This window comes from Streptomyces sp. NRRL WC-3742 (genome assembly GCF_000720635.1).
Classification (GTDB): domain Bacteria; phylum Actinomycetota; class Actinomycetes; order Streptomycetales; family Streptomycetaceae; genus Kitasatospora.
This window is the reverse complement of the sequence record NZ_JOCF01000008.1, coordinates 1-21800: the sequence shown is the minus strand read 5'-3', so window position 1 is coordinate 21800 and position 21800 is coordinate 1. Positions and strand designations below refer to the sequence as shown.

19 protein-coding genes and 1 pseudogene are annotated in these 21800 nt (G+C 72.5%); 11 read left to right on the top strand and 9 right to left on the bottom strand.

Features of this window, described 5'->3' with window-relative positions; translation table 11 throughout:
* Positions 1–276 precede the first annotated feature (276 nt).
* Positions 277–3549, top strand: a complete 3273-nt coding sequence (locus tag IH61_RS0106920; RefSeq protein WP_078910901.1) for an SdrD B-like domain-containing protein — start codon at positions 277–279, stop codon at positions 3547–3549.
* A 65-nt stretch (positions 3550–3614) separates the two neighbouring features.
* Here IH61_RS0106920 and IH61_RS0106915 read toward each other — a convergent pair whose 3' ends face one another.
* Positions 3615–4100 (bottom strand): FBP domain-containing protein, encoded by a 486-nt coding sequence (locus tag IH61_RS0106915; RefSeq protein ID WP_031066510.1) that lies wholly within the window; start codon positions 4098–4100, stop codon positions 3615–3617.
* Positions 4101–4179: 79 nt separating this feature from the next.
* Between IH61_RS0106915 and IH61_RS0106910 the strand changes: the two genes are divergently transcribed.
* A complete protein-coding gene (locus tag IH61_RS0106910) occupies positions 4180–4770 on the top strand; it encodes a TetR/AcrR family transcriptional regulator (protein ID WP_031066507.1) in 591 nt (196 codons plus the stop codon).
* A 111-nt stretch (positions 4771–4881) separates the two neighbouring features.
* A complete protein-coding gene (locus IH61_RS0106905; protein ID WP_199823279.1) occupies positions 4882–6156 on the top strand; it encodes an APC family permease in 1275 nt (424 codons plus the stop codon).
* Here IH61_RS0106905 and IH61_RS0106900 read toward each other — a convergent pair.
* Complete coding sequence (locus IH61_RS0106900; protein WP_031066502.1) at positions 6119–6343, bottom strand: hypothetical protein; 225 nt, start codon at positions 6341–6343, stop codon at positions 6119–6121. The genes IH61_RS0106905 and IH61_RS0106900 overlap by 38 nt on opposite strands.
* Before the next feature lie 343 nt (positions 6344–6686).
* On the opposite strand from IH61_RS0106900, the gene IH61_RS0106895 reads away from it, so the two are divergent.
* Complete coding sequence (locus IH61_RS0106895) at positions 6687–7304, top strand: TetR/AcrR family transcriptional regulator (RefSeq protein ID WP_031066499.1); 618 nt, start codon at positions 6687–6689, stop codon at positions 7302–7304.
* 63 nt (positions 7305–7367) lie between these two features.
* On the opposite strand, the gene IH61_RS0106890 is transcribed toward IH61_RS0106895, so the two are convergent.
* On the bottom strand, positions 7368–8732 hold the full coding sequence (locus IH61_RS0106890; RefSeq protein WP_031066494.1) for an FAD-dependent oxidoreductase: 1365 nt from the start codon (positions 8730–8732) through the stop codon (positions 7368–7370).
* A gap of 127 nt (positions 8733–8859) precedes the next feature.
* On the bottom strand, positions 8860–9663 hold the full coding sequence (locus IH61_RS0106885) for a slipin family protein (RefSeq protein WP_051836429.1): 804 nt from the start codon (positions 9661–9663) through the stop codon (positions 8860–8862).
* A 333-nt stretch (positions 9664–9996) separates the two neighbouring features.
* Between IH61_RS0106885 and IH61_RS0106880 the strand changes: the two genes are divergently transcribed.
* The 3 genes from IH61_RS0106880 to IH61_RS0106870 all read left to right on the top strand — a co-directional run bounded on the left by IH61_RS0106880 (position 9997) and on the right by IH61_RS0106870 (position 13202).
* Positions 9997–10836 (top strand): helix-turn-helix domain-containing protein, encoded by an 840-nt coding sequence (locus tag IH61_RS0106880; RefSeq protein WP_031066490.1) that lies wholly within the window; start codon positions 9997–9999, stop codon positions 10834–10836.
* Positions 10837–11242: 406 nt separating this feature from the next.
* Positions 11243–12511 carry a styrene monooxygenase/indole monooxygenase family protein gene (locus IH61_RS0106875; RefSeq protein ID WP_031066487.1) on the top strand — a complete coding sequence of 423 codons (1269 nt, stop codon included), beginning with the start codon at positions 11243–11245 and terminating at the stop codon, positions 12509–12511.
* 169 nt (positions 12512–12680) lie between these two features.
* Positions 12681–13202, top strand: coding sequence for a hypothetical protein (locus IH61_RS0106870; RefSeq protein ID WP_031066484.1), 522 nt, complete (start codon positions 12681–12683; stop codon positions 13200–13202).
* Positions 13203–13258: 56 nt separating this feature from the next.
* Here IH61_RS0106870 and IH61_RS0106865 read toward each other — a convergent pair whose 3' ends face one another.
* Entirely contained in the window at positions 13259–14002 is a 744-nt protein-coding gene (locus IH61_RS0106865; protein WP_031066482.1) for an SOS response-associated peptidase, read from the bottom strand.
* A gap of 131 nt (positions 14003–14133) precedes the next feature.
* On the bottom strand, positions 14134–14901 hold the full coding sequence (locus IH61_RS0106860) for an AraC family transcriptional regulator (protein ID WP_037971838.1): 768 nt from the start codon (positions 14899–14901) through the stop codon (positions 14134–14136).
* A 135-nt stretch (positions 14902–15036) separates the two neighbouring features.
* On the opposite strand from IH61_RS0106860, the gene IH61_RS0106855 reads away from it, so the two are divergent.
* Positions 15037–16203: an MFS transporter gene (locus tag IH61_RS0106855; protein WP_051836425.1), complete on the top strand. Its 1167-nt coding sequence runs from the start codon at positions 15037–15039 to the stop codon at positions 16201–16203.
* 96 nt (positions 16204–16299) lie between these two features.
* On the opposite strand, the gene IH61_RS0106850 is transcribed toward IH61_RS0106855, so the two are convergent.
* Together IH61_RS0106850 and IH61_RS0106845 are read right to left on the bottom strand one after the other, a co-directional pair.
* Positions 16300–16875, bottom strand: a complete 576-nt coding sequence (locus IH61_RS0106850; RefSeq protein WP_031066474.1) for a rhodanese-like domain-containing protein — start codon at positions 16873–16875, stop codon at positions 16300–16302.
* A gap of 37 nt (positions 16876–16912) precedes the next feature.
* On the bottom strand, positions 16913–17674 hold the full coding sequence (locus IH61_RS0106845) for a sulfite exporter TauE/SafE family protein (RefSeq protein WP_031066471.1): 762 nt from the start codon (positions 17672–17674) through the stop codon (positions 16913–16915).
* A gap of 381 nt (positions 17675–18055) precedes the next feature.
* Between IH61_RS0106845 and IH61_RS0106840 the strand changes: the two genes are divergently transcribed.
* Positions 18056–19210: a tyrosine-type recombinase/integrase gene (locus IH61_RS0106840; protein WP_234327062.1), complete on the top strand. Its 1155-nt coding sequence runs from the start codon at positions 18056–18058 to the stop codon at positions 19208–19210.
* A 52-nt stretch (positions 19211–19262) separates the two neighbouring features.
* Here IH61_RS0106840 and IH61_RS0106835 read toward each other — a convergent pair whose 3' ends face one another.
* Positions 19263–19454: a helix-turn-helix domain-containing protein gene (locus IH61_RS0106835; protein ID WP_051836422.1), complete on the bottom strand. Its 192-nt coding sequence runs from the start codon at positions 19452–19454 to the stop codon at positions 19263–19265.
* A 221-nt stretch (positions 19455–19675) separates the two neighbouring features.
* Between IH61_RS0106835 and IH61_RS0106830 the strand changes: the two genes are divergently transcribed.
* A complete protein-coding gene (locus IH61_RS0106830) occupies positions 19676–21043 on the top strand; it encodes an MBL fold metallo-hydrolase (RefSeq protein WP_031066463.1) in 1368 nt (455 codons plus the stop codon).
* A 141-nt stretch (positions 21044–21184) separates the two neighbouring features.
* A pseudogene (locus IH61_RS44275) lies at positions 21185–21584 on the top strand (DUF664 domain-containing protein); the annotation flags it as partial.
* Between the last annotated feature and the right edge of the window lie 216 nt (positions 21585–21800).

Genomic DNA, 21800 nt, shown 5'->3' with positions numbered 1-21800 from the left:
GGACGCCGGCCTCCGGTGCCTCTGTCGGCCCGGGGCGGCGTTGGACTTTCGCGTGCCCCTCTCAGGGCGACGGTCAGTCTGGCATGTGGGGTTTTGGTGGAGAGGGGGTTATGAAATGACCGGTCGTACAAGCGACTTGAACGCAGCGTCAGGTGGCTGGAACCTCGCCTTCCGGCTCTGGTCGCCAAGCGGACAAACTGCTCCAAAGGGATGAACTTCGACGATTCATGCTGGTGGCGTACAAATGTCTGATGCGCGGTCGGGTGGACTTCGCCCATGCGACTTCGATTCCGGACCGGGAGGATCGCCGGTGTGCTGGCCCTGGTGGCCGGCTCGCTGCTGAGCAGCAGCGTGCTGGCGCCTCCGGCACAAGCGGCGATCTCCTTCACCAAATCCGTGGACAAGGCGACCGCCTCTCCGGGAGAGACCGTCACCTACACCCTGAAGTACACCTGCTCGATGACCGAGTGCACCAACGGGAACATCCTCGACACCCTCCCGCCGAACATGCAGTTCCTCGGCTGGACCCCGGACCCGTCCACCGTGGACGAGGCCGCCTCCACCGTGCCCGCCGCCGGGGCGACGGGCGGCACGATGGACATCAAGCTCAAGAACCTGAGCCCGGGCACCACCGCCACCATCACGGTGGCGATGAAGTACCCGAACTTCTCCACCCCCAACGGCGCGACCTCCACCAACTCGGCGACCATGTCGGCCACCAACGAGCCGACGCAGTCCTCCAGCGCCGACACCAAGGCGGCCGTGCAGCCGCAGTACACGGTGACCAAGGGCATCCAGACCACCAGCAGCGACGGACGCACCGTCACCTACCAGTTCAGCGCCTGCGCCACCGACAACGTGCCCAACGTCGACCTCGACACCAGCCGCCTCCTCGACACCCTGCCGCCGGGCGCCGTCGTCGACACCAGCCGCTCGCCGGGCTGGTCCAAGGTCCCGCCCGGGCCCAACACCTGGGGCTTCGACATCGGGGCCTTCACCTCCGGCAACGGGCGCGGCGGCTGCCGCCTGCCCGGCGCGCTGGTCGTCAACTACCCCGCGGCCGACTTCCCCGACGGCACCACCTCCGACAACCACGTCGACCTGCTCGGTGCGCCGCTGACCGAGGCCGAGCGCAAGCTCGACAGCGCCTCCACCACCACCGGGCAGTTCCGCCCGCCGGCGACCGGCGTCGTGGTGACCGCCAGCAAGACCTGGCGCGAGAACACCACCAACGGCGACCTCAACTCGCTCAGCCTCTCCGCCACCAACACCGCCGGCCCGGCCACCAGCCTGACCATCACCGACCCCGGCGCCGGGAGCACGGACGGCGTCTACAACTGGATCTACCCGCAGTCGATCCAGCTGGAGCCCTGGAACCCGACCAGCATCCAGCTCACCCTGCAGTACCGCCTCAACGGCGACCCCACCTGGCAGACCTTCACCCCCGCCAGCCCCTTCAACGGCTCCGCCGCCCGCCGCGTCACCTTCGTCCAGGGCGCGAGCGTCCCGGCCAACGACGAGCTGGGCATCCCCGCCGGGCGCTGGCTGGACGGCCTGAGGTTCACCTGGAACGGGCCCATCCCCACCGGCTGGAGCCCCGGCAACGCCGTCCAGATCGTCACCCAGGTCGCCACCCCCGGCCACGACGGCCGCCCGGCCCCGGCCCCGCTGACCAACTGCGTGGACACCACCGCCAGCGACGGCTCCAACAGCGCCTCCGCCAACGCCTGCGCCTCCACGACCATCACCCAGGCCACCAACCTCGGCGCCGCCAAGACCACCGTCGCCGGTGAGCTGTCCGCCCCCGGCGGCAAGGCCACCTTCCAGGTCATCCCGTACAACCGCAGCGCCCGCGACCTCGAGCGCCCGCTCGTCCTCTACGACGTGCTCCCGGTCGGCGTCGTCTACATCGACGGCTCCGCCCGCCCGGACCCGAACTACCCGGACGCCAAGGCGCCCAGCTCGATCACGGTGAAGCCCGGTCCGGACGGCCGCCAGATCCTCCGGATGGAGTGGCCCGCCGGCGCTCCCGACATGATGTACCTGCACGACCAGCTGGCCTACCGGATGCTCTTCGACGTCCAGGTCGCCAGCAGCATCCGCGCCGGTGAGCTGACCAACGACATCTACGTCACGGTCGACCAGCCCACCCACCCGGTGTCCTGCATGTTCTCCGGCTCCGACAGCGGCAGCACGCCGGACGTGCTCGACCTCAACGGCAACGGCGACACCAGCGAGCTGATGTGCCACGCCTCGTCCAAGATCCAGGTCGACGCGCCCGCCGTGCTGCGCTCGTACAAGGAGGTCAAGGGCGACCTCGACGCCGACTACGTCACCATCGGCACCGCCACCCCCGGCGGCCAGACCTCCTGGCGCATGACCGTGCGCAACGACTCGCCGGACCCGGTCACCCAGTTCATCGCCTACGACAAGCTGCCCACCCCGGGCGACAACTACGTCCTCACCCAGGACGCCAAGCGCGGCAGCGCCTGGGCGCCCTCGCTGAGCCAGCCGATCACCGCCAGCGACCCGACCGTGGTCATCGAGTACACCACCGACCCCAACCCCTGCGTCGAGACGGTGATCGTCGACCGCACCGGCTGCAACGCGGGCGCCGCCTGGAGCAGCAGCTTCCCCGGCCCCGGCACGGCCACCTGGTTCCGCATCCACCGCCCCGGCAGCATGGCCCCGGGTGAGTCCTTCACCCTGACCTGGCCGATGGTCGCCTCCTACGACGCGCCCGAGGGCGACTACGCCTGGAACAGCTTCGCCTTCACCGCCACCGACGGCTCCGGCCGCCAGCTGCTGCCCGCCGAGCCGCCCAAGGTCGGCGTCTCCGTCAAGCGGACGACCCCGACCAACAACGCGCTCGGCGACTTCGTCTGGTGGGACAAGGACGAGTCCGGCGTCCAGAAGCCCGGCGACACCGGGATCGCCGGCGTCACGGTCAACCTGCTGGACGGCAACGGGCAGCCCGTGCGCGACAAGGACGGCAAGCCGGTCACCACGGTGACGGACGCCGGTGGGCACTACCTGTTCGACAACCTGCCGGACGGGACGTACCAGGTGAAGTTCGACCTGGCGACGCTGCCGAAGGGGGCGACCGTCACCAAGCGCGGCGCCGGGACGGACCCGACGAAGGACTCGGACGCGGACCCGGGGACCGGGCTCACGCAGAGCGTCACGCTGAGCGGGGGGCAGCGGTACCTGGACCTGGACATGGGTGTGATCCTGCCGAACACCTCGCCCTCCCCGTCTCCGTCTCCCTCTCCGTCGCCGTCCCCCTCGCCGTCGCCGAGTAACTCCCCCAGCCCGAGCGGGTCCCCGTCGCCGTCGAACTCGCCGTCCGTCTCCCCGTCGCCGACCCCGCCGACCCCGCCGACCCCGCCGACCACCCCGAGCACGCCGTCCGGATCGAGCAGCCCCGCGCTGCCGGACACCGGCAGCAGCACCAACGGCCCGCTGCTCCTGGCCTTCGGGGCGCTGGCGATCCTCGGCGGTCTGCTCATCTGCGTGATGGCCTACCGCCGACCGGGACGCCACAGCTGACGACCGGCTGAACAACCTCACACGGAACACCAGTGGCGCCGCCTCCAGCGGCGCCACTGCCGCGTCTACGCGGTGACCTTGCCGACGAACTCCGCGAGGTTGCCGAGCAGGCGCTCGACCTTCTCCTCCTCGGTCAGGGACTCGTGGAAGCGGGTCCCGTTGTCCTTCCTGCCCCGGATGTACAGGGAGCAGGCCAGGTCGGCGCACATGTAGGCGCCCACCGAGTTGCCCTGCTTCCCGGCCTGCCCCGCGCGCGGGGCGACCAGCAGGGCGACGTTGCCGGTCTGCGGGGTGACGCAGAGGGAGCAGATGCTGCGGCGGGCCTGCCAGGAGGCGGCGGCGGTGGAGCGCAGCGTCACGGCGACCAGGCGCCCGTCGAGCTCGACCGCGAAGTAGGCGCGGTCGGGGGCCTGGGGATCCCGCCACCCGAGGAAGTCCAGGTCCTCCCAGGGGAGTTCGGGCAGGTCGCGGGGGACGTTCAGTCGCGACGCCTCACCCTTGGAACAGTTCACGAAGGCGGCGCGGATCTCTTTTTCGGTCAACGGCTTCATAGGAGGCAACGTAAATTACCTAGGAGACCTAGGCAAATGTATATTTGCCCTAGGAGATCGAGGAGCGGGGAAGGACGGCATGGCACGCGCAGGACTCAACACGGAGCGTCTCGTCCGGGCCGGCGCGGAACTGGCCGACGAGGTCGGCTTCGACAAGGTGACCGTCTCGGCGCTCGCCCGCCGCTTCGGGGTCAAGGACGCGAGCCTCTACTCGCACGTCAGGAACTCGCAGGACCTAAAGACCAGGATCGCCCTGCTCGCCCTGGAGGAACTCGCCGACCGCGTCGCCGACGCTCTCGCCGGGCGCGCCGGACGGGACGCCCTGGCCGCCTTCGCCGACGCCTACCGCCGCTACGCCCGCGAGCACCCCGGCCGCTACGCCGCCGCGCAGCTCCCGCTGGACACCGAGACCGCCCTGGCCAGCGCGGGCGTCCGGCACGCGCAGATGACCAGGGCCCTCCTGCGCGGCTACCACCTCGGCGAACCCGACGAGACCGACGCCGTCCGCCTGCTCGGCAGCACCTTCCACGGCTACGCCACGCTGGAGGGCTCCGGCGGCTTCTCCCACACCGTGCGCAGCGCCGACGACTCCTGGGCGCGCATCATCGACGGCCTCGACGCCCTGCTGAGCGCCTGGCCCGCGCCGCCCACCGGCCCGTCACCCGACTGAGGTACGGTGCCCCGTCACCTGCGCGGACCGCAGTGACGGCAGTGACTGTGCACGGAGCGCACGGACTGCACCGGCTGCACAGGCTGCACCGACAGAGCACGGGAGTGAATCGTGGGCCGACCGGCGGAACCCGGGCTGCAACGCCGACTGGGGCTCTTCGACGCCGTGGTGATCGGGCTCGGCTCGATGATCGGCGCCGGGATCTTCGCCGCCCTCGCCCCCGCCGCCGGCGCCGCCGGCTCAGGGCTGCTGCTCGGGCTGGCCCTGGCCGCCGTGGTGGCGTACTGCAACGCCACCTCCTCGGCGCGACTGGCCGCCCGCTACCCGCAGTCCGGCGGGACGTACGTGTACGGGCGCGAGCGGCTCGGGCCGTTCTGGGGCCACCTCGCGGGATGGGGGTTCGTGGTCGGCAAGACCGCCTCCTGCGCGGCGATGGCGCTCACGGTCGGCGGCTACGTCTGGCCCGGCCAGGCCCATGCCGTGGCGGTGGCCGCCGTGGTGGCGCTCACCGCCGTCAACTGCGCGGGCGTGCAGAAGTCGGCGGCCCTGACCCGGGTGATCGTCGCCGTCGTCCTGGCGGTGCTGGCCGCCGTCGTCGTCGCGGCCCTCACCTCCGGCGCCGCCGACCCGGCCCGGCTCGACCTCGGCGGCGACGCCACCGCCCAGGGCGTCCTGCGGGCGGCCGGGCTGCTGTTCTTCGCCTTCGCCGGGTACGCCCGGATCGCCACCCTCGGGGAGGAGGTCCGCGACCCGGCCCGCACCATCCCGCGCGCGATCCCGACCGCCCTGGGCATCGCGCTCGCCGTCTACGTGCTGGTCGCCGTCGCCGTGCTGAGCGTCCTCGGACCCACCCAACTCGCCACCGCCGCAGCGCCGTTGGTCGACGCGGTACGGGCGGCGGGGGCCGGGTGGCTGGCGCCCGTCGTCCGGGTCGGCGCGGCGCTGGCGGCGCTCGGCTCGCTGCTCGCCCTGATCCTCGGGGTCTCCCGGACCACCCTCGCCATGGCCCGTGACGGCCATCTGCCGCGCGGCCTCGCCGCCGTCCACCCGCGCAGCCAGGTGCCCCGCCGCGCGGAGATCGCGATCGGCGCGGTGGTCGCTCTCGCGGCGGCCACGGCCGACCTGCGCGGGGCGATCGGGTTCTCCTCCTTCGGCGTGCTGACGTACTACGCCGTCGCCAACGCCTCCGCCTGGACGCTGCCGAAGCAGGAGGGGCGCCCGCCGCTCGCGGTGCCCGCCGTCGGGCTGGTCGGCTGCGCGGCGCTGGCCGCCTCCCTGCCGGTGGCCTCGGTGGCCGCCGGCGCGGCGGTGATCGCGCTCGGCGCGGGCGCGTACGGCCTGCGGGCCGTCAGCGGGAGGTCGCCGCGATCGCGGAACGGACGGTGAGCAGGCAGGGATCGCAGTAGCGGTCGGGAGTTCCGGCCGCCGGGGCGTCCAGGCTCGGCATCACCCGCTGGGACGGTTCCAGGAACCGCCCGCACAGGGACGAGGACGCGTCGTCCTTTGCCACCACGTGCCACACCACGGCCGGCGGGGACACCGCCGGGTCGTGCTCGGCCCACATCTCGTACACGGCTCGACCTCCGGATCGCTGGGGCGGGGCCACTCCATGCAAACCCGCCCCGCCCCGCGCGGCCACCCGGCCGGACCCGGTGGGATGGCGGCGGAACCCCGATGCCTGCCGCAACTGCCCGCGTTGCACCGTCCACCACCGGGCGCTGCTCGGGCAGGGCGGTACCGCGCGGCGGGTGGTGGTCGCGGGGACGCGCGGCGCGCGCGATCCGCCGCGTCTCCGGCGTGCGTGGGGCGATCGGGTGGCGTGAGCCGGGAACCCCCTCCCACCAGGGGTGGGAGGATGTCAGTGACATCCACAGTGCCCCGGGGGAGCGGGGCGGGGACGGAGGAAGGTGCGCAGCATGACCGCAGAGACCGGCACCGTGTGCGGACCGGCGGCCGGGGCCCCGCTGCGGCGGCGCGGCGAGGCGCTGGAGAGCGCCATCTACGAGGCGGTCCTCGGGCAGCTCACCGCCGACGGGTACGCGCGGTTGACCATGGAGGGCGTCGCCTCCGCCGCGCAGACCGGCAAGGCGGCGCTGTACCGCCGCTGGTCCAGCAAGGAGGAACTGGTCCGGGACGCGCTGCGCGCCAGTCTGCCGCCCGCCGGGCCGGCCCCGGACACCGGGGAGCTGCGGGCCGACCTGCTGGAGGTGGTGGAGAGGCTGCGCGCCGCGATGGTCAGCGAGGTCGGCGCGGCCGTGCGCGCGATCATGGGCGAGCTGGACCAGCGGCGGGCGCACGCCTTCCTCGAGATCGTGCTGGAGCGGGTGGTCCAGCCGACCACCGCGATGGTCGCCGAGGTGCTGGAGCGCGGCGCCGCGCGCGGTGAGGTCCGCTCCGGCGCGGTGACGCCGCTGGTCGTCGACCTGGTTCCGGCGCTGATGCTCTACCGGATCAAGATGTGCGGCGGGGACACCGAGGGCGTCGACCCCGAGGCGATCGTGGACGAGGTGCTGCTGCCCGTCGTCCGGCCCTGAGCGTCGGGTACCGCTGAGGCCCGGCTCCTCCTCGGAGCCGGGCCCCAGCGATGAATCGGGTGCTCAGGCGCCGCTGTGGCGCAGCATCTCCTCGCGCTCGACGACCTTGACCCGCTCGCGGTCCTCGGCCGCGCCGAGGGCGCGCTCGTGGGCGTCGAGCAGCTTCCAGCCGTCCCAGGTGGTGAACCGCACGCCCTGGGCGCGCAGGTGCTCCTCGACGGCGGCCGGGTCCGGCTCGACGGCGCCGGGCAGGCGGCCCTGCGCGTGGTCGTCGAGCAGGCAGGCGACCGTCTCGTTGGCGTCGCCCTTGGTGTGGCCGATCAGGCCGACCGGGCCGCGCTTGATCCAGCCGGTGACGTAGGTGGCGGCGCGGTGCGAGCCGTCGCCGTCCAGGACGCGGCCGGCCTCGTGCGGGACGGTGCCCGAGATCGGGTCGAAGGGGAGCTTCGGCAGCTCGTCCGAGTAGTAGCCGACCGCCCGGTAGACGGACTGCACGTCCCAGTCGGTGAAGCGGCCGGTGCCGCGCACGTTGCCGGTGCCGTCCAGCTCGGTGCGCTCGGTACGCAGGCCCACGACCTTGCCGTCCTCGCCCAGCACCTCGGTCGGGGACTCGAAGAAGTGCAGGTGGACGCGGTGCGGGCGGTCGCCGACGTCGCGGATCGCCCAGTTCTCGATGGTCGAGGCGACCAGGTCGACGTGCTTGACCGCGCGGCGCTCGGCGATCGAGCCGTCGTCGTACTCGATGTCCTCGGGGTTGACGATCACCTCGATGTTCGGCGAGTGGTCCAGCTCGCGCAGCTCCATCGGGCTGAACTTGGCCTGCGCCGGGCCGCGGCGGCCGAAGACGTGCACCTCGACGGCACGGTTGGCCTTGAGGCCCTCGTACACGTTCGGCGGGATCTCGGTGGGAAGCAGCTCGTCGGCGGTCTTGGCGAGCACGCGGGCGACGTCCAGGGCGACGTTGCCGACGCCGAGGACGGCGACCTTCTCGGCCTCCAGCGGCCAGGTGCGCGGCACGTCCGGGTGGCCGTCGTACCAGGAGACGAAGTCGGCGGCGCCGTAGGAGCCGTCCAGTTCGATGCCGGGGATGCCGAGGGCGCGGTCGGCCATCGCGCCGGTGGAGAACACCACGGCGTCGTAGAAGCGGTGGAGGTCGTCCAGGGCGAGGTCGGTCGGGTAGTCGACGTTGCCGAAGAGGCGGACCTGGGGCTTGTCGATCACCTGGTGCAGGGCCGTCACGATGCCCTTGATCCGGGGGTGGTCGGGCGCGACGCCGTAGCGGATCAGGCCGAAGGGCGCGGGCATCCGCTCGAAGAGGTCGATCGAGACCCCGGGGTTCTGGGCGGCGTCGGACTTCAGCAGGGCGTCGGCGGCGTAGATGCCGGCGGGGCCGGCTCCGACGATCGCGACCCTGATCGGGCGGTGCATGTGAACGGTCCTCCGGGCTGGCGCAACGGGTAATGGACTATACCTGCGCAGCAAACCCGGAGGACGGGCGGGGGTGTAGGGGGCACCGGTCTATGGGGCCATAGAGAGGGCCTATGGAGTGGGGGCTTTACGGACGCGGGTCGGCGGTGTCCGCGGTGGCGCCCCCGGCCGCGCCGTCCGTGACGCGGGTGGCCGCGGCCTCGAAGAAGCGCAGCAGCTCCACCGGGAACGGCAGCACCAGCGTGGAGTTCTTCTCCGCCGCCACCTCCACCACCGTCTGGAGCAGCCGCAACTGCATCGCCGCCGGGGTCTCGGCCATCCTCGTCGCCGCCTCGGCGAGCTTCGAGGCGGCCTGGAACTCGCCGTCCGCGGTGATGATCCGGGCCCGGCGCTCCCGGTCGGCCTCGGCCTGGCGGGCCATCGAGCGCTTCATCGAGTCCGGCAGACTGACGTCCTTGATCTCCACCCGGTCGATGTGCACGCCCCAGCCGGTCGCCGGGCTCTCCAACATCACCTCCAGGCCCTGGTGGAGGTTCTCCCGGCCGGAGAGCAGGTCGTCCAGCTCGCTCTTGCCGATGATCGAGCGCAGCGAGGTCTGGGCGACCTGCAGCATCGCGAAGCTGTAGTTCTGCACGTCCACGGTGGCCCGGATCGGGTCGTTCACCCGGAAGTAGAGCACCGCGTCGACGCTCACCGAGACGTTGTCCTTGGTGATGCCCTCCTGCGCCGGCACCGGCATGGTGATGACCTGGACGTTCACCTTGCGCATCCTGTCGATCACCGGCACCAGCAGGGTGATCCCCGGCTCGCGGACCTTCCCGCGCACCCGGCCGAGCCGGAACACCACGCCCCGCTCGTACTGCTGCACCACCCTCACCCCGGTGGACAGCAGGAACAGCACCAGCACGACGACGATCACGAGCGCTGCCATGGTCGTTCGGCCTCCCCCGTACGCGGCGCAGCCCCGCCGGGACCGGACTGGCCCTGTCGCGCGGGCGGCGAGCCGCGCAGCACAGTATGCGCGCGGGCGGGCCGGTGGGACAGGGCTTTTACGGGGGCCTTTCACCCGGGCCCGAGCGGGGCGGGTGACGGACGTGAAACCGCCGGCGGCCGGTCCAGGGGTACGGGCCGCCGGCGGCGCTTCGGCAACGAGCATCATCCTGATGACGGAGTGTCAGACAGGTCGGGATCTGACCTGGAGATGAGGGGTGGTCCTTCCCGGGAGGTATGGACCGTGGTCGACGGTGCGGAAACAATCGTGGGCATGGATCAGGTCGAAACCCTCCGCGACTTCCTGATGTCCCGGCGCGCCAGGCTGCGCCCCGAGGAGGTCGGGCTCCCCGTGCACGGCGTCCGCAAGGTCAGGGGACTGCGCCGGGAGGAGGTCGCGGGCCTCGCGGCGATGAGCGTGGAGCACTACACCCGGCTGGAGCGCGGACGGGCCTCCTGCGTCTCCGACGGCGTCCTCGACGCGGTCGCCGACGCCCTGCGGCTCAGCGCGGGGGAGCGCCGCTACCTGCGCACCCTCGCGCGGCCCTCCGACGCCGAGGACACCGGTCTTCCGCAGGAGCGATGGCGGGGCCTGCAGTCGGTGCTGGACTCGATGGCCCTCACCCCCGCCTACGTGGTCGGCGCCGGCGGCGCGATCCTCGCCTGGAACCGGCTCGCGACCGCCGTCTTCCTCGACTTCGGGCGGCTGAGTCCCGAGGAACGCACCATCGGCCGGCTCGTGTTCACCGACCCGCGGGTGCGGCGGCTCTACGTCGACTGGGAGGGCAAGGCGCGCGAGACCGTCGGCCTGCTGCGCAGCGAGGTCGGCAAGCGGCCGCGCGACGCGGCGCTCGCGCAGGAGATCGCCGAACTGCGGGAGCACAGCCCGGAGTTCAGGCGGCTCTGGAGCGAGCACGTGGTGCAGGAGGACCGCCATGCGACACTGCAGCTGCTCTGCCCGAGGGCCGGCGGGCCGCTGCGGCTGTCGGTGTCGGTGCTGAACCTCGCGGACTACCCGGACCTGCTGATCCCCGTCTACACGGCCGAGCCCGACTCCGACTCCGAGCGCGCCCTGCACCGGCTGGCGCGCACCCTCGTACCGGCCGGTGCCTGAGCACCCTTGGCGGCGTGCGCGGCAATGACGTGCACGCCCTCGGGCCGCCGGTCGACCCCGACACGCCACGGCGCCCGTGCAGTCCTCGACTTGTGGTGGGCCGGGCGCTTGGATGGCGGCGGCCCGGTCGCCGTCCGCCCGCGACCTTCGGGCGCCCCGGCCGGGCAGAGCGCCGCCGGACCGCGCCTGGTCACCGACTGAGAGGCCCGGTCCTCGTCCCGACCGTTCCGACCGTGCCGACGAGGCGGGACGGCGCGTCGGGGGAGGGGACCGGCGCGGGGGCGCGGGCGCGCGCCGCGGGACCGGGTGTACCGGTGGACGCGGCCTGCCGGGGCTGGTATCCAGTCCACTGGCATGGCGGGCCCGCCTCGGAGAGCCGGGGCGGACAACCAGGAAAGCGGGGACGATGCGCAGGATTCTGATCGTCGGTGCCGGGCAGGCCGGTCTCCAACTGGCCCTCGGGCTCCAGCATCACGGGTACGACGTGACCGTGATGACCGACCGTTCACCGGAGGCCGTGCGCAGGGGCAGGGTGCTCTCCACCCAGTGCATGTTCGCCACCGCGATGCGCACCGAACGCGCGCTCGGGCTGGACTTCTGGTCGGAGGAGGCGCCGCAGATCACGGGCGTCGGCGTGTCCGTCGCAGGGCCGCCCGAGGCGTCCGGTGCGTCCGGCGCCGGGGCTCCGGCGATCGACTGGCTGGGGCGGCTGCGCAGCCCCGCGCAGTCCGTCGACCAGCGCCTGAAGATGCCCGCCTGGCTGGAGACCTTCTCCGACCGGGGCGGCCGCGTCCTCGTCCAGCCGGTGGGTGCCGGGGACGTGGCGCACCTGGCGAGCTCGTACGACCTGGTGCTCGTCGCCACCGGGAAGGGCGAGCTCAGGTCGCTGTTCGCGCGCGACGAGGAGCGCTGTCCGTACGACCGGCCGCAGCGCGCGCTGGCGGCGGCCTACGTGCACGGGCTCGGCCCGCGCGCCGGGCAGGAGGCGCGGGCCGCGAACTGCAACCTGGTGCCCGGCATCGGGGACTTCTTCGTCCTCCCGGGGCTGACCGCCGAGGGCCCGTGCGACATCCTGTTCTGGGAGGCCCTGCCCGGTGGCCCCGCCGACGCCTTCGACGGGCTGCGCGACCCGGCCGAACACCTGCGGGTGACACTGGAGTTGATGCGCAGGTACGTCCCGTGGGAGTACGAGCGCGCCCGGGGCGGGGTCGAACTCACCGACGCCGGTGCCACCCTGGCCGGGCGCTTCACCCCGGTGGTGCGTCGACCGGTCGGCGAACTGCCGGGCGGAGGAGCGGTGTTGGGTGTCGCGGACGTGGTCGTCACCAACGACCCGATCACCGGCCAGGGGGCCAACAACGCGGCCAAGTGCGCGGCCGTCTACCTGGCGGCGATCCTCGCCCACGGAGAGAAGCCCTTCGACCGGGACTTCATGCAGGCTTCCTTCGACCGGTACTGGGACACCGCCGCCGGCCCGTCCACCGCCTGGACCAACGCGATGCTCGCGCCCCCGCCCCCGCACGTCCTGGAGATCCTCGGCGCGGGCGGCCGGATCCAGGCCGTGGCCGACCGCTTCGCCAACGCCTTCGACGATCCGACCGACCTCGGGGAGTGGTTCCTCGATCCGCGCGGCGCGGCGGACTTCCTGGCCTCGGCGGCGGCTGCCGCTCGGTGAGTCGCGCCGCGAGCGATCGTGCTGCGAACGACCTTCCCGCGAACGACCGCTTCGGGGACGATCGGTTCGTGTGGGTGTTGATTTCTTGTCAACTTTCTTGACGGATGGGAGCATTCGGGCCCGGACGACCGAACTTCGGGGGAAACGCGTGACGAACAGCAGCGGGAACATGACCCAGACCGTGATCGACCTGGCGGTCAAGCAGCGCGACCATCGCAACAGCGGACGCAGCCGCGTCACCACGATCATCGTGCTCGGGGTGATCGCCGCGGTCGGCCTCTTCGTCGCCCTGGTGATCGGAAGCCCGGACCCGGACACCCCGCCCACCTGCGACGGCAAGACGATGACCCACCAGAACGTCTGCCGGATCATCTCCAGGAGCGGCGGAGGCAGCTACTCGTACTCGGAGATGATCGACCGTCGGGAGTCCTCGAGCGAGGTCTGGCGCTACATCGGCTTCGGCACGGCCGGCCTGATGGTCGTCTTCATGGGGGTCGCCTACACCAAGCTGGACCCGAAGCGCCCCTGGGGCAAGCCCATCGAGGCCGCCTGCCCGCGCTGCCACCAGCCGACGCTGCGCGAGAACCTGACCGTCCACAGCGTCACCCACGGCCGCACCACCCACCGCTACAGCGGGATCGTCACCCTCTGCAATCCGGTCTGCGGCTTCGCCACCATCCGGCAGCGCTGAGCCGGTGGCCGCCCGGCCCCCGGGGTGTGACCGGCTCAGCCGCTCGACGGCACGGTTCAGTCGGCCAGGCCCAGGGGGTCCGGGGCGTCCTCGAGCAGTTCGGGGCCGTTGTTGCGGACGCTGTTGACGGCGGGTGAGACGGCGCGCACCCGGAGGTCACCCCCGGCCGGGCGGCGGAGCAGGTGGCGCAGCTCAACCGGGTCGGTGTGGGCGGGGGAGAGCCAGTCGTCGAGGTCGTCCGGGGCGACGGTCAGCGGCATCCGGTCGTGGACGCGACCGGCGCTGTCGGTGGCGTCCGTGGTGATGATCGTGGTGGTGGCGAGCCAGGCCAGCGGGTCGTCCTCGGGGAGGGTCGCGTCGCGCCAGAACTCGTAGAGGCCGGCCATCAGGAGAAGGCCGTCGGTGCTGAGGAAGTAGGGCTGCTTGTACTTCTTGCGGCCCGCCTCGGCGGGGACCTCGCGCCACTCGAAGTAGCCGTCCGCCGGGACGACGCAGCGCCGGGCGGTGAAGGCCCGGCGGAAGGCGGGCTTGGTGTCGACCGTCTCCGAGCGGGCGTTGATCATCCGGGCGGCGCCGGAGCGGTCCTTCGACCAGGACGGGACCAGGCCCCAGCGCAGCGGCCGCAGCCGGCGCACCAGCTCACCGGTCGACGGGTCGACGCGCTCCAGCACGGCGGGCACCGGGTCGGTGGGCGCCACGTTCCAGCTGGGCGCGAGGGTCTCGGCCGCGTCCCATCGCAGCTCACCGAGCAGCGAGACGAGGTCCTGGGGCGTGGTCGTGGAGACGAAGCGGCCGCACATGCCCCCAGCCTGCCACCTGCCGCCGACAACGGGAGTGGTTTCCGGGTCGCGCGGGGCCGGAGTGCCGCTCGTGGCGCCGGCCCGGGTGCGCGGGACGATCGTCGGCGGTGCCCTCGTCAGTGGCGCCCTCGTCAGCGGTCCGAGCGGTCCGCGCGGTGCCCGGGCGTGTGGCCGAAGGTGCGGCGGAAGACGTCGATGAACGCGCTGGCCGAGGCCCAGCCGCAGCGGTGGGCGACGGCCGTCACCGGCTCGCCCTCGGCGAGCAGGACCAGCGCGTGGTGCAGCCGCAGCTGGGTGCGCCACTGCGGGAACGTCATCCCGAGGTCGGTGCGGAACAGTCGCGACAGTGTGCGCTCGCCGGCCCCGACCGTGCGGCCGAGTTCGGCGAGGGTGCGGTGGTCCGCCGGGTCGGCGTGCAGCAGGGCGCAGACGGACCGGAGCAGCGGGGCCGAGGGCGTCGGCAGGTGGAGGGGCTGCTGCGGGGAGGCCCGCAGCTGGTCGAGGAGCACGGCGCGCAGCCGGGCGCGCTCGGGGGAGTCGTCCTCGGGCGCGTGGGTGTAGGCGACGATCAGCTCGCGCAGCAGCGGGCCCACGGCGAGGACGGTCGGCCGGTCGAGGCCCAGCGGGTTCTCGGCGGCGGGCAGCCCGACGAGGTGCAGCTCGAGGGTGCCGTGCGCCTGGTGGGCGTGGACCGTCCCCGCCGGGACCCAGATGGCACGGTTGCCCGGCGCGACCCAAGAGCCGGCGTCGGTGGTGATCGCGAGCACGCCCCGCGCGGCGTAGGCGATCTGGTGGTCCTCGTGCCGGTGGGCGTCGATCCCGGTCCCGGGCGCGAGCCGCTGGGCGCGGGTCGGGGCGACGGGTTCGTGGCGGACGGCCGTGTGGCGGTAAATCGGCATCGCCAGGCAGATTATCGGAAGCCCGACACTCGGCGCGGCCCCGAGCATGGCGGCGTGCAGATTCGAGAGACACGACAGACACGACAGGTTCGACAGGCCCGTCCGGTCCGACAGACCCGGCACCGGATTCCGCTGATGTCCGTGGGCCACGCCTGCGTCGACGTCTACCAGGGCGCCGTCGCCGCCCTCGTCCCCTTCCTGGTCGCCGAGCGCGGCTACGGCTACGCCGCTGTGTCGGGGGTGGTCCTCGCCGCCTCGCTGCTCTCCTCCGTCGCCCAGCCGCTCTTCGGCGTGGTGACCGACCGGCGGCCGCTGCCCTGGCTGCTGCCCGTCAGCACCCTGCTGTCCGGCGTCGGCATGGCGCTGAGCGGGGTCGGCGACTCGTACGGGCTCACGCTGGCCTGCGTGGCGCTGTCCGGGATCGGGGTGGCCGCGTACCACCCGGAGTCGGCGCGGGTGGCGAGGGCGGTCGCGGGCGGCGGGCACCGGGGGATGGCCTGGTTCTCGCTGGGTGGCAACCTGGGCTTCGCGGCGGCGCCGCTGCTGGTCTCGGCGGTGGTCGCGGTGGGCGGGGGCCTGCGGGGGACGCCGCTGCTGGTGCTGCCGGCCCTCGCCGGGGCCCTGCTCTGCCTGCCGGTGCTGCGCTCGCTGGGGCAGCCGGGTGCGCCGGGCGCGGGAGCCGGAGCGGCGGCGGGGCGGGACGACGTGCGCGCGTTCGTCCGGCTGTCGCTGGCCGTGGTGTTCCGCTCGATCGCGTTCACCGGGCTGAGCACGTTCCTGGCCCTGTTCGTCACCGAGCGCCTGGGCGGGGGCTCCTCGTCCTCGGCCGGGACGGCGGCGCTGGTGGTGCTGTACGCGGGCGGCGCGGTGGGCTCGGTGCTGGGCGGCGCGCTGGCCGACCGCTGGGGGCGGGTCGCGGCGGCCCGGTGGTCGTACCTGGTCGCGGCGGTGTCCGTGGCGGGGCTGCTGCTGGTGCCGGGCCCGGCGGTGTACGTGTTCGTGGCGCTGACCTCGGCGGGCCTGTACGTGCCGTTCTCGCTGCAGGTCACGCTGGGGCAGGACTACCTGCCCTCGCGGATCGGGACGGCGAGCGGCGTCACCCTCGGGCTGACCGTCTCCGTCGGCGGTCTGGCCAGTCCGGCGATCGGCGCCCTGGCGGACGCGACCTCGCTGCGTACGGCGCTGCTGCCGCTGGTGGCCATGCCAGTGCTGAGCTGGCTGCTGTTCCGGGGTCTGCGGGAGCCGGCGTCCCCCGCGGCCGAGGTCGGTCAGGGGACGATCGTCGAGACCACGTCCGCGTAGGCGGCGAACGACGGTGACGGTGGGGAGTGGTCGACGTTGTGCCCGCCCGCGCACCCGTCCCGGGCCCCGCCCGACGCAGGGCCCGGGACGGCTGGGTCAGCGGGCCGCGCCCGGGAGGGTGGCGAGGGTGTCGTCGAGGGTGGGGGCGTCGGGGCGGGGGCGGTTGTAGGGCAGGAGGCTCAGGGCCCTGGCCATCGCGCAGGAGTTGGTGGCGGCCGAGAACACCAGGCCCGCGCCGATCGCGGCGGAGAACCAGCGGGCGCCCGGCAGGGCGAGGTCCGCGAGGAGGCCGAGGAGGACGAGCGAGCCGGCCGTCATCCGCACCTGGCGGTCCATCGCCCACACCGGGCGCCCGCCGGCCGGGCGGTTCAGCGGGCGGCCGGAGCCGGCCCAGGCGGTGGTGCCGCCGGTGAGGTCGAAGGTGGTGATGCCGGCGGCCTCGAGCCGGCCGCAGGCGGCGCTCGAGCGGTTGCCGGAGGCGCAGGCGACGGCGATCTCGCCGTGCTCGGCGGCCCGGAGGAGGGCGGGCAGGGCGCGGTCGAGCTGGTCGAGGGGGATGTTCAGGGCGCCGGGGATGTGCCCGGCCGCGTACTCGCCGGGGGAGCGGACGTCGATGAGGGTGAGCTGCTCGAGGCGGGGGTGGAGCTGCTCGACGGTCAGCGGCGTGGTCATGGGAGGGGAAGCCTTTCGCGACGGGGGCAGGGGGAGGTCAGAGGAAGGTGGTGACGAGCATCAGTGCGGCGACGCCCAACAGGGCGACGGCGAAAGCCCGTTGGAGGGTGCGGCCGTTGAGGCGGTCGGCGAGCCGCTTGCCGTCCCAGGCGCCGAGGATCGCGGCGCCGGTGAACGGCGCGGCCACCGCCCAGTCGATCGCCCCGGTGGCGCCGAGGCGGGGGAGCAGGGCGGCGAAGGAGTTGGCGGAGATCACCAGCAGGCTGGTGCCGACCGCCTCGGCCATGGTGAACGCGAGTACGGAGACCAGCGCGGGCACGGCGAGGAAGCCGCCGCCGACGCCGAGCAGCCCGGTGACGGCGCCGAGCCCGGCGCCCGCGGCGGTCGCCCGTCCGGTCGGCGCGGCTCCCTCGGTTCCGGCGGCGCCGCGTTCCCTGGGCGCGGAAGGCGCCAGCATCCGCCAGGCCGCGAGCGCCGCCAGGACGGCGAACGCCCCGGTCAGCAGCGCTCCCGGCAGGTGCGCGGACAGCGCCCCGGCGGCGGCCGCGGCGGGCAGCCCGGCGGCGGCGAACAGCGCGCCGGTGCGCCAGCGGACCCGGCCCGCGCGGGCGTGGGCGAGCAGGCCCGTCAGCGAGGTGGCGGCGACGATCACCAGGCTCGCGGTGGTGGCCGTCGCGGGGGTGAACCCGAGCAGGTAGACGAGCGCGGGCACGGCGAGCATGCTGCCGCCGCCACCGAGCCCGCCGAGCGCGAGGCCGACCACGGCCCCGGCGATCAGGGCCAGGATCAGCGCGGTCATATGAGGTGCCCGGGATCGGGACAGCGGGAAGCGGCGGGCGGCAGCGGGTGCATGGGCGTCTCTCCGGTGGTGCGAAGCGGCCGGACGACGACGTCCGGCTCAGCGGCCGATCCCCCCTTCGACGGCCACCATAGTACCCCCGGGGGTATTATCGAAATCGTTCCGCGATACCCCCACCCGTATCGACCGTGCAGGCCCTATGCTGGTCGACATACCGAGGGGGGTATCAAGACCGCGTTGCGGCGCCCGGCGCCGACCAGGAGGGTTCCCCGTGTACTTCGCCCAGTTATCACGAGTTCGGGGGTTCTCCCCAGCTCAGGGCCATGATCGACCATCCGGGGTCAGCAAAACGTCAGCAAGGCCCCCGGAGGCACAGCACAGATGGCGACCACAGTCCTCACCCGCGGCATGGGCAGCTTCTTCAAGGAGTGCGAGCACCCGGAGTCCCGATGGAGCAGGTGCCCACACGAGTACAAGATCAGGTACCGCAACGCGGCTGGACGGCAGACCGAGGAGTCCGGCTTCGTCAACCAGGAGAAGGCCAAGGCCCGCCTCGCCGAGGTCTACCACGCGCGGAAGAACTCACCGCAGAGTCAGCGCAAGGCGGACCGCATCAAGCAGTACGGCGGGATGGCGTTCTCGGCCTACACCGCCGAGTGGCTCAAGGGCCAGCGTCACCAGAGCCCGACCTCGCTGCGGAACATCGACTCCATCCTGCAGAACCATCTCCTCCCCGCCTTCGGCAGTCGTCGCATGGGCACGTTCGACCACAAGGTCGTGGAAGCCTTCGTCGCGACCATGGAGCGGAACGGTGTTGGTCTGGCCGCCCAGACCAACGCGTTCGTCAGGCTGAAGACGATCCTGCTGGATGCGCACAAGCTCGGGCTCTACGAGGACAGCCCGTTCGACGGTGTCCAGCCTCCCCAGTACGACCCGGAGCGGGTGGTGATCCCCTCTATCGGTCAACTACAGGAGATCCGGAATGCCGGCGACGATGCCTTCGGCCTGGTTGCCGAGCTCATGAGCGGCTGTGGCCTGCGCAACGGCGAGGCGTACGCCGTCAACGTCAACAACATCGTGGCCGACGACGTCTATCGCGTCTCCGAGCAAGTCAACGTGGTGACCAAGACCTACGCGCGCCTGAAGCACCGAAAGGTCGGCGAGTACCGCGACGTACCGCTGCCGACGCGAACCAAGCACGCCATCGAGCGGTACGCGGAGACGTACGGCACCGTGGACGGCTACCTCCTGCGCGACCCCAAGGACATCGGCCGGGCCATACCGCACCACATCATCCAGAACCAGTGGCAGAGGATCAAAGCCCGTGGACAGATCGACATTCCGGAGGGCATGGTCCTCTACGGCTTGCGTCACTTCTTCGCGTCGAACTGCCTCGGCAGCGGCATCCCGATCACCGACGTCGCGGAGTGGATGGGGCACCGCAACATCGAGATCACCTTCAAGATCTACCGTCACCTCATGCCCGGCTCGATCAGTCGTGCGGCGCAGCTGCTTGACCTCGGCCTGGCTGCGTGAACCCGTGAGGGGCCCGCTCCTCCGAGCGGGCCCCTCACGGGCGGCGAAGGACTTACCGGCAGGACAGGCGCTGCTGTCGCACCCATGCCTGCACCTCTGAGACCTTGAACTGAAGCTTCGCGTTCCGACCGTTGCCGAAGCGGTAGGGAACAAGTCCTACCTGCTGCGCTTCCCGGTAGACCCAGGCGACGGACATGTTCAGGTACTGGGCGGTCTGCTTGACGTCCATGAACTGCTCGGGCATGGGCTTCTCCTGGGGATCGGGTGGATCTGCGGAGCCCGAGTGTCGGAGGGGAAGAGCGGTTCGGTCGGACCGCCGCCGCGTGATAGGGCAGCCGGAGCGTCCTGTCGGCAGGTCGGGCCCAAGGATGCTTCCGCTGGAAGAAATACCCCTAGGGGTATATTTGTATGCGTGGCCTCGTTGTCAAGCCCCAACTATTCGAACCTCAACCAGGAGAAACCCCCGTGATCTTCAACCAGTACTACCTCGACTGCCTCTCCCATGCCTCCTACCTGATCGCCGACGAGCGCACCGGCCGCGCCGTCGTCGTCGACCCGCGACGGGACGTGGACGAGTACGTCGCCGAGGCCGAGGCGCACGGCTTCACCGTCGAGGCGGTCATCAACACCCACTTCCACGCGGACTTCCTCGCCGGCCACCTCGAACTCGCCGACCGGACCGGTGCGTGGATCGGGTACGGGCGCCGCGCCGAGACCGAGTACCCGATCCGCAAGCTCGCGGACGGGGAGCGCATCGAACTCGGGGACGTCACCCTCCAGATCATGGAAACCCCCGGGCACACCCCCGAGTCGATCAGCATCCTGGTCTACGAGCAGCCCGACGACGCCGTCCCGTACGGGGTCCTCACCGGCGACGCGCTGTTCATCGGCGACGTCGGCCGCCCCGACCTGCTCGCCTCCGTCGGCGTCACCGCCGCCGAACTCGGCGCGATGCTCTACGACAGCGTCCACCGCAAGCTGATGGCCCTGCCCGACGAGACCCTCGTCTTCCCCGCCCACGGCGCCGGCTCCGCGTGCGGCAAGAACCTCTCCACCGACCGCCAGTCCACCATCGGCCGCGAGCGCGCCACCAACTACGCCTGTGCCCCCATGGACGAGGACGCCTTCGTCGACCTCGTCACCGCCGGCCAGCCCTCCGCGCCCGGCTACTTCGGCTACGACGCCGACCTCAACCGCCGCGACCGCGACCTCTTCGACCCCGCCGCCGTCCGCGCCCTCACCGCCACCGACTTCCTGCGCCGCCGCGCCGAGGGCGCCGTCGTCCTGGACGGCCGCGACCCGCTCGACTTCGCCGCCGGCCACCTCGACGCCTCCCTCAACGTCGCCGCCGACGGCCGCTTCGCCGAACAGGCCGGCACCGTCGTCACCCCCGACCGCGAGATCCTCGTCATCGCCCCGGACGGACGCGGCGCCGAACTCGTCACCCGCCTCGCCCGCATCGGCTTCGACCGCGTCACCGGCCACCTCGACGACCCCGAGACCCTCCTCCTCGCCCACCCCGAACTCGTGCGCCACAGCGCCCGCTTGACCGTCCACACCCTGCGCACCGAACTCGCCGGCAGCCGCCCGCCGCTGGTCGTCGACGTCCGCGGCGCCGCCGAACGCGAGAACGGCGCCGTCCCCGGCTCTCTCCACCTCCCCCTCGCCGAACTCCTCACCCGCCACACCGAGTTGCCCACCGACCGCCCCCTCGTCCTCCACTGCGCTGGCGGCGTGCGCTCCTCCATCGCCGCCAGCCTCCTGCGCCACCTCGGCCACCGGAACGTTTACGACCTCATCGGCGGCTACACCGCCTGGCAGGCAGCAGCCTGACCGGTGTCCCTTGCCTGGGCCGCGGTCGCTCCGGTGCACGGGCGGTGCCAGAAGTCTGCGGATTGTGGTGCGGCTCAACTCCCGCTCGCTCTCGGCGATGCGGTAGTCCACGGCGACTTCGCGCCGCGAGCCGAACAGGCGCTCAGGTGCGAGGGTCTGAGTCCCGAAAAGCTGGCCCCGCTCGGTGTCGCCGTCGACGATGCCCCTGCTCGGCCAGGTCCGCATCTCGCCGAGGCCGAGCGTCAGTGGCGCACCTGGATCACCGATGGCGAGGAACTGCCCAAGATCTACGGTAAGAGGGACAGCGGACGTCTACCAGGCCGTCGTCGAACAGGCCGTGGTGGACGAGGTGTTCGCCGTCCTCGCGCACCAACAGGCCGCCACGGACGCCGTGCTGGAGTCCCACCAGCCTCGGCGCGTACGTCGGCCAGGGAGATCGCCGTCCGCGAGTTGCTGGTGCAATCGGATCGAGGAGTACGCCCGCCACTGCGGCCACGCCGACCTGCTGCGGGAATGCGTCGGCGGCCGCGTCGGCCAGTAGCTTCCCGGGCACCCCAGGGCCGGGTCCGTCGACGATCGCCGACGGACCCGGCCCGTGCCGGCAGGGTGTTCAGCCGGTTACGCCACCGGCGGAGATGGCGGTGATGTGGCCGTTGTTGTCGAGGAGGTTGGCTCCGGTCCAGGTGCCGTCGGTGTTGCGCTGGTCCTCGTAGACCTTTCCGGCGACCAGGGTCTGGAGGTGCAGGGTGCCGTCCGT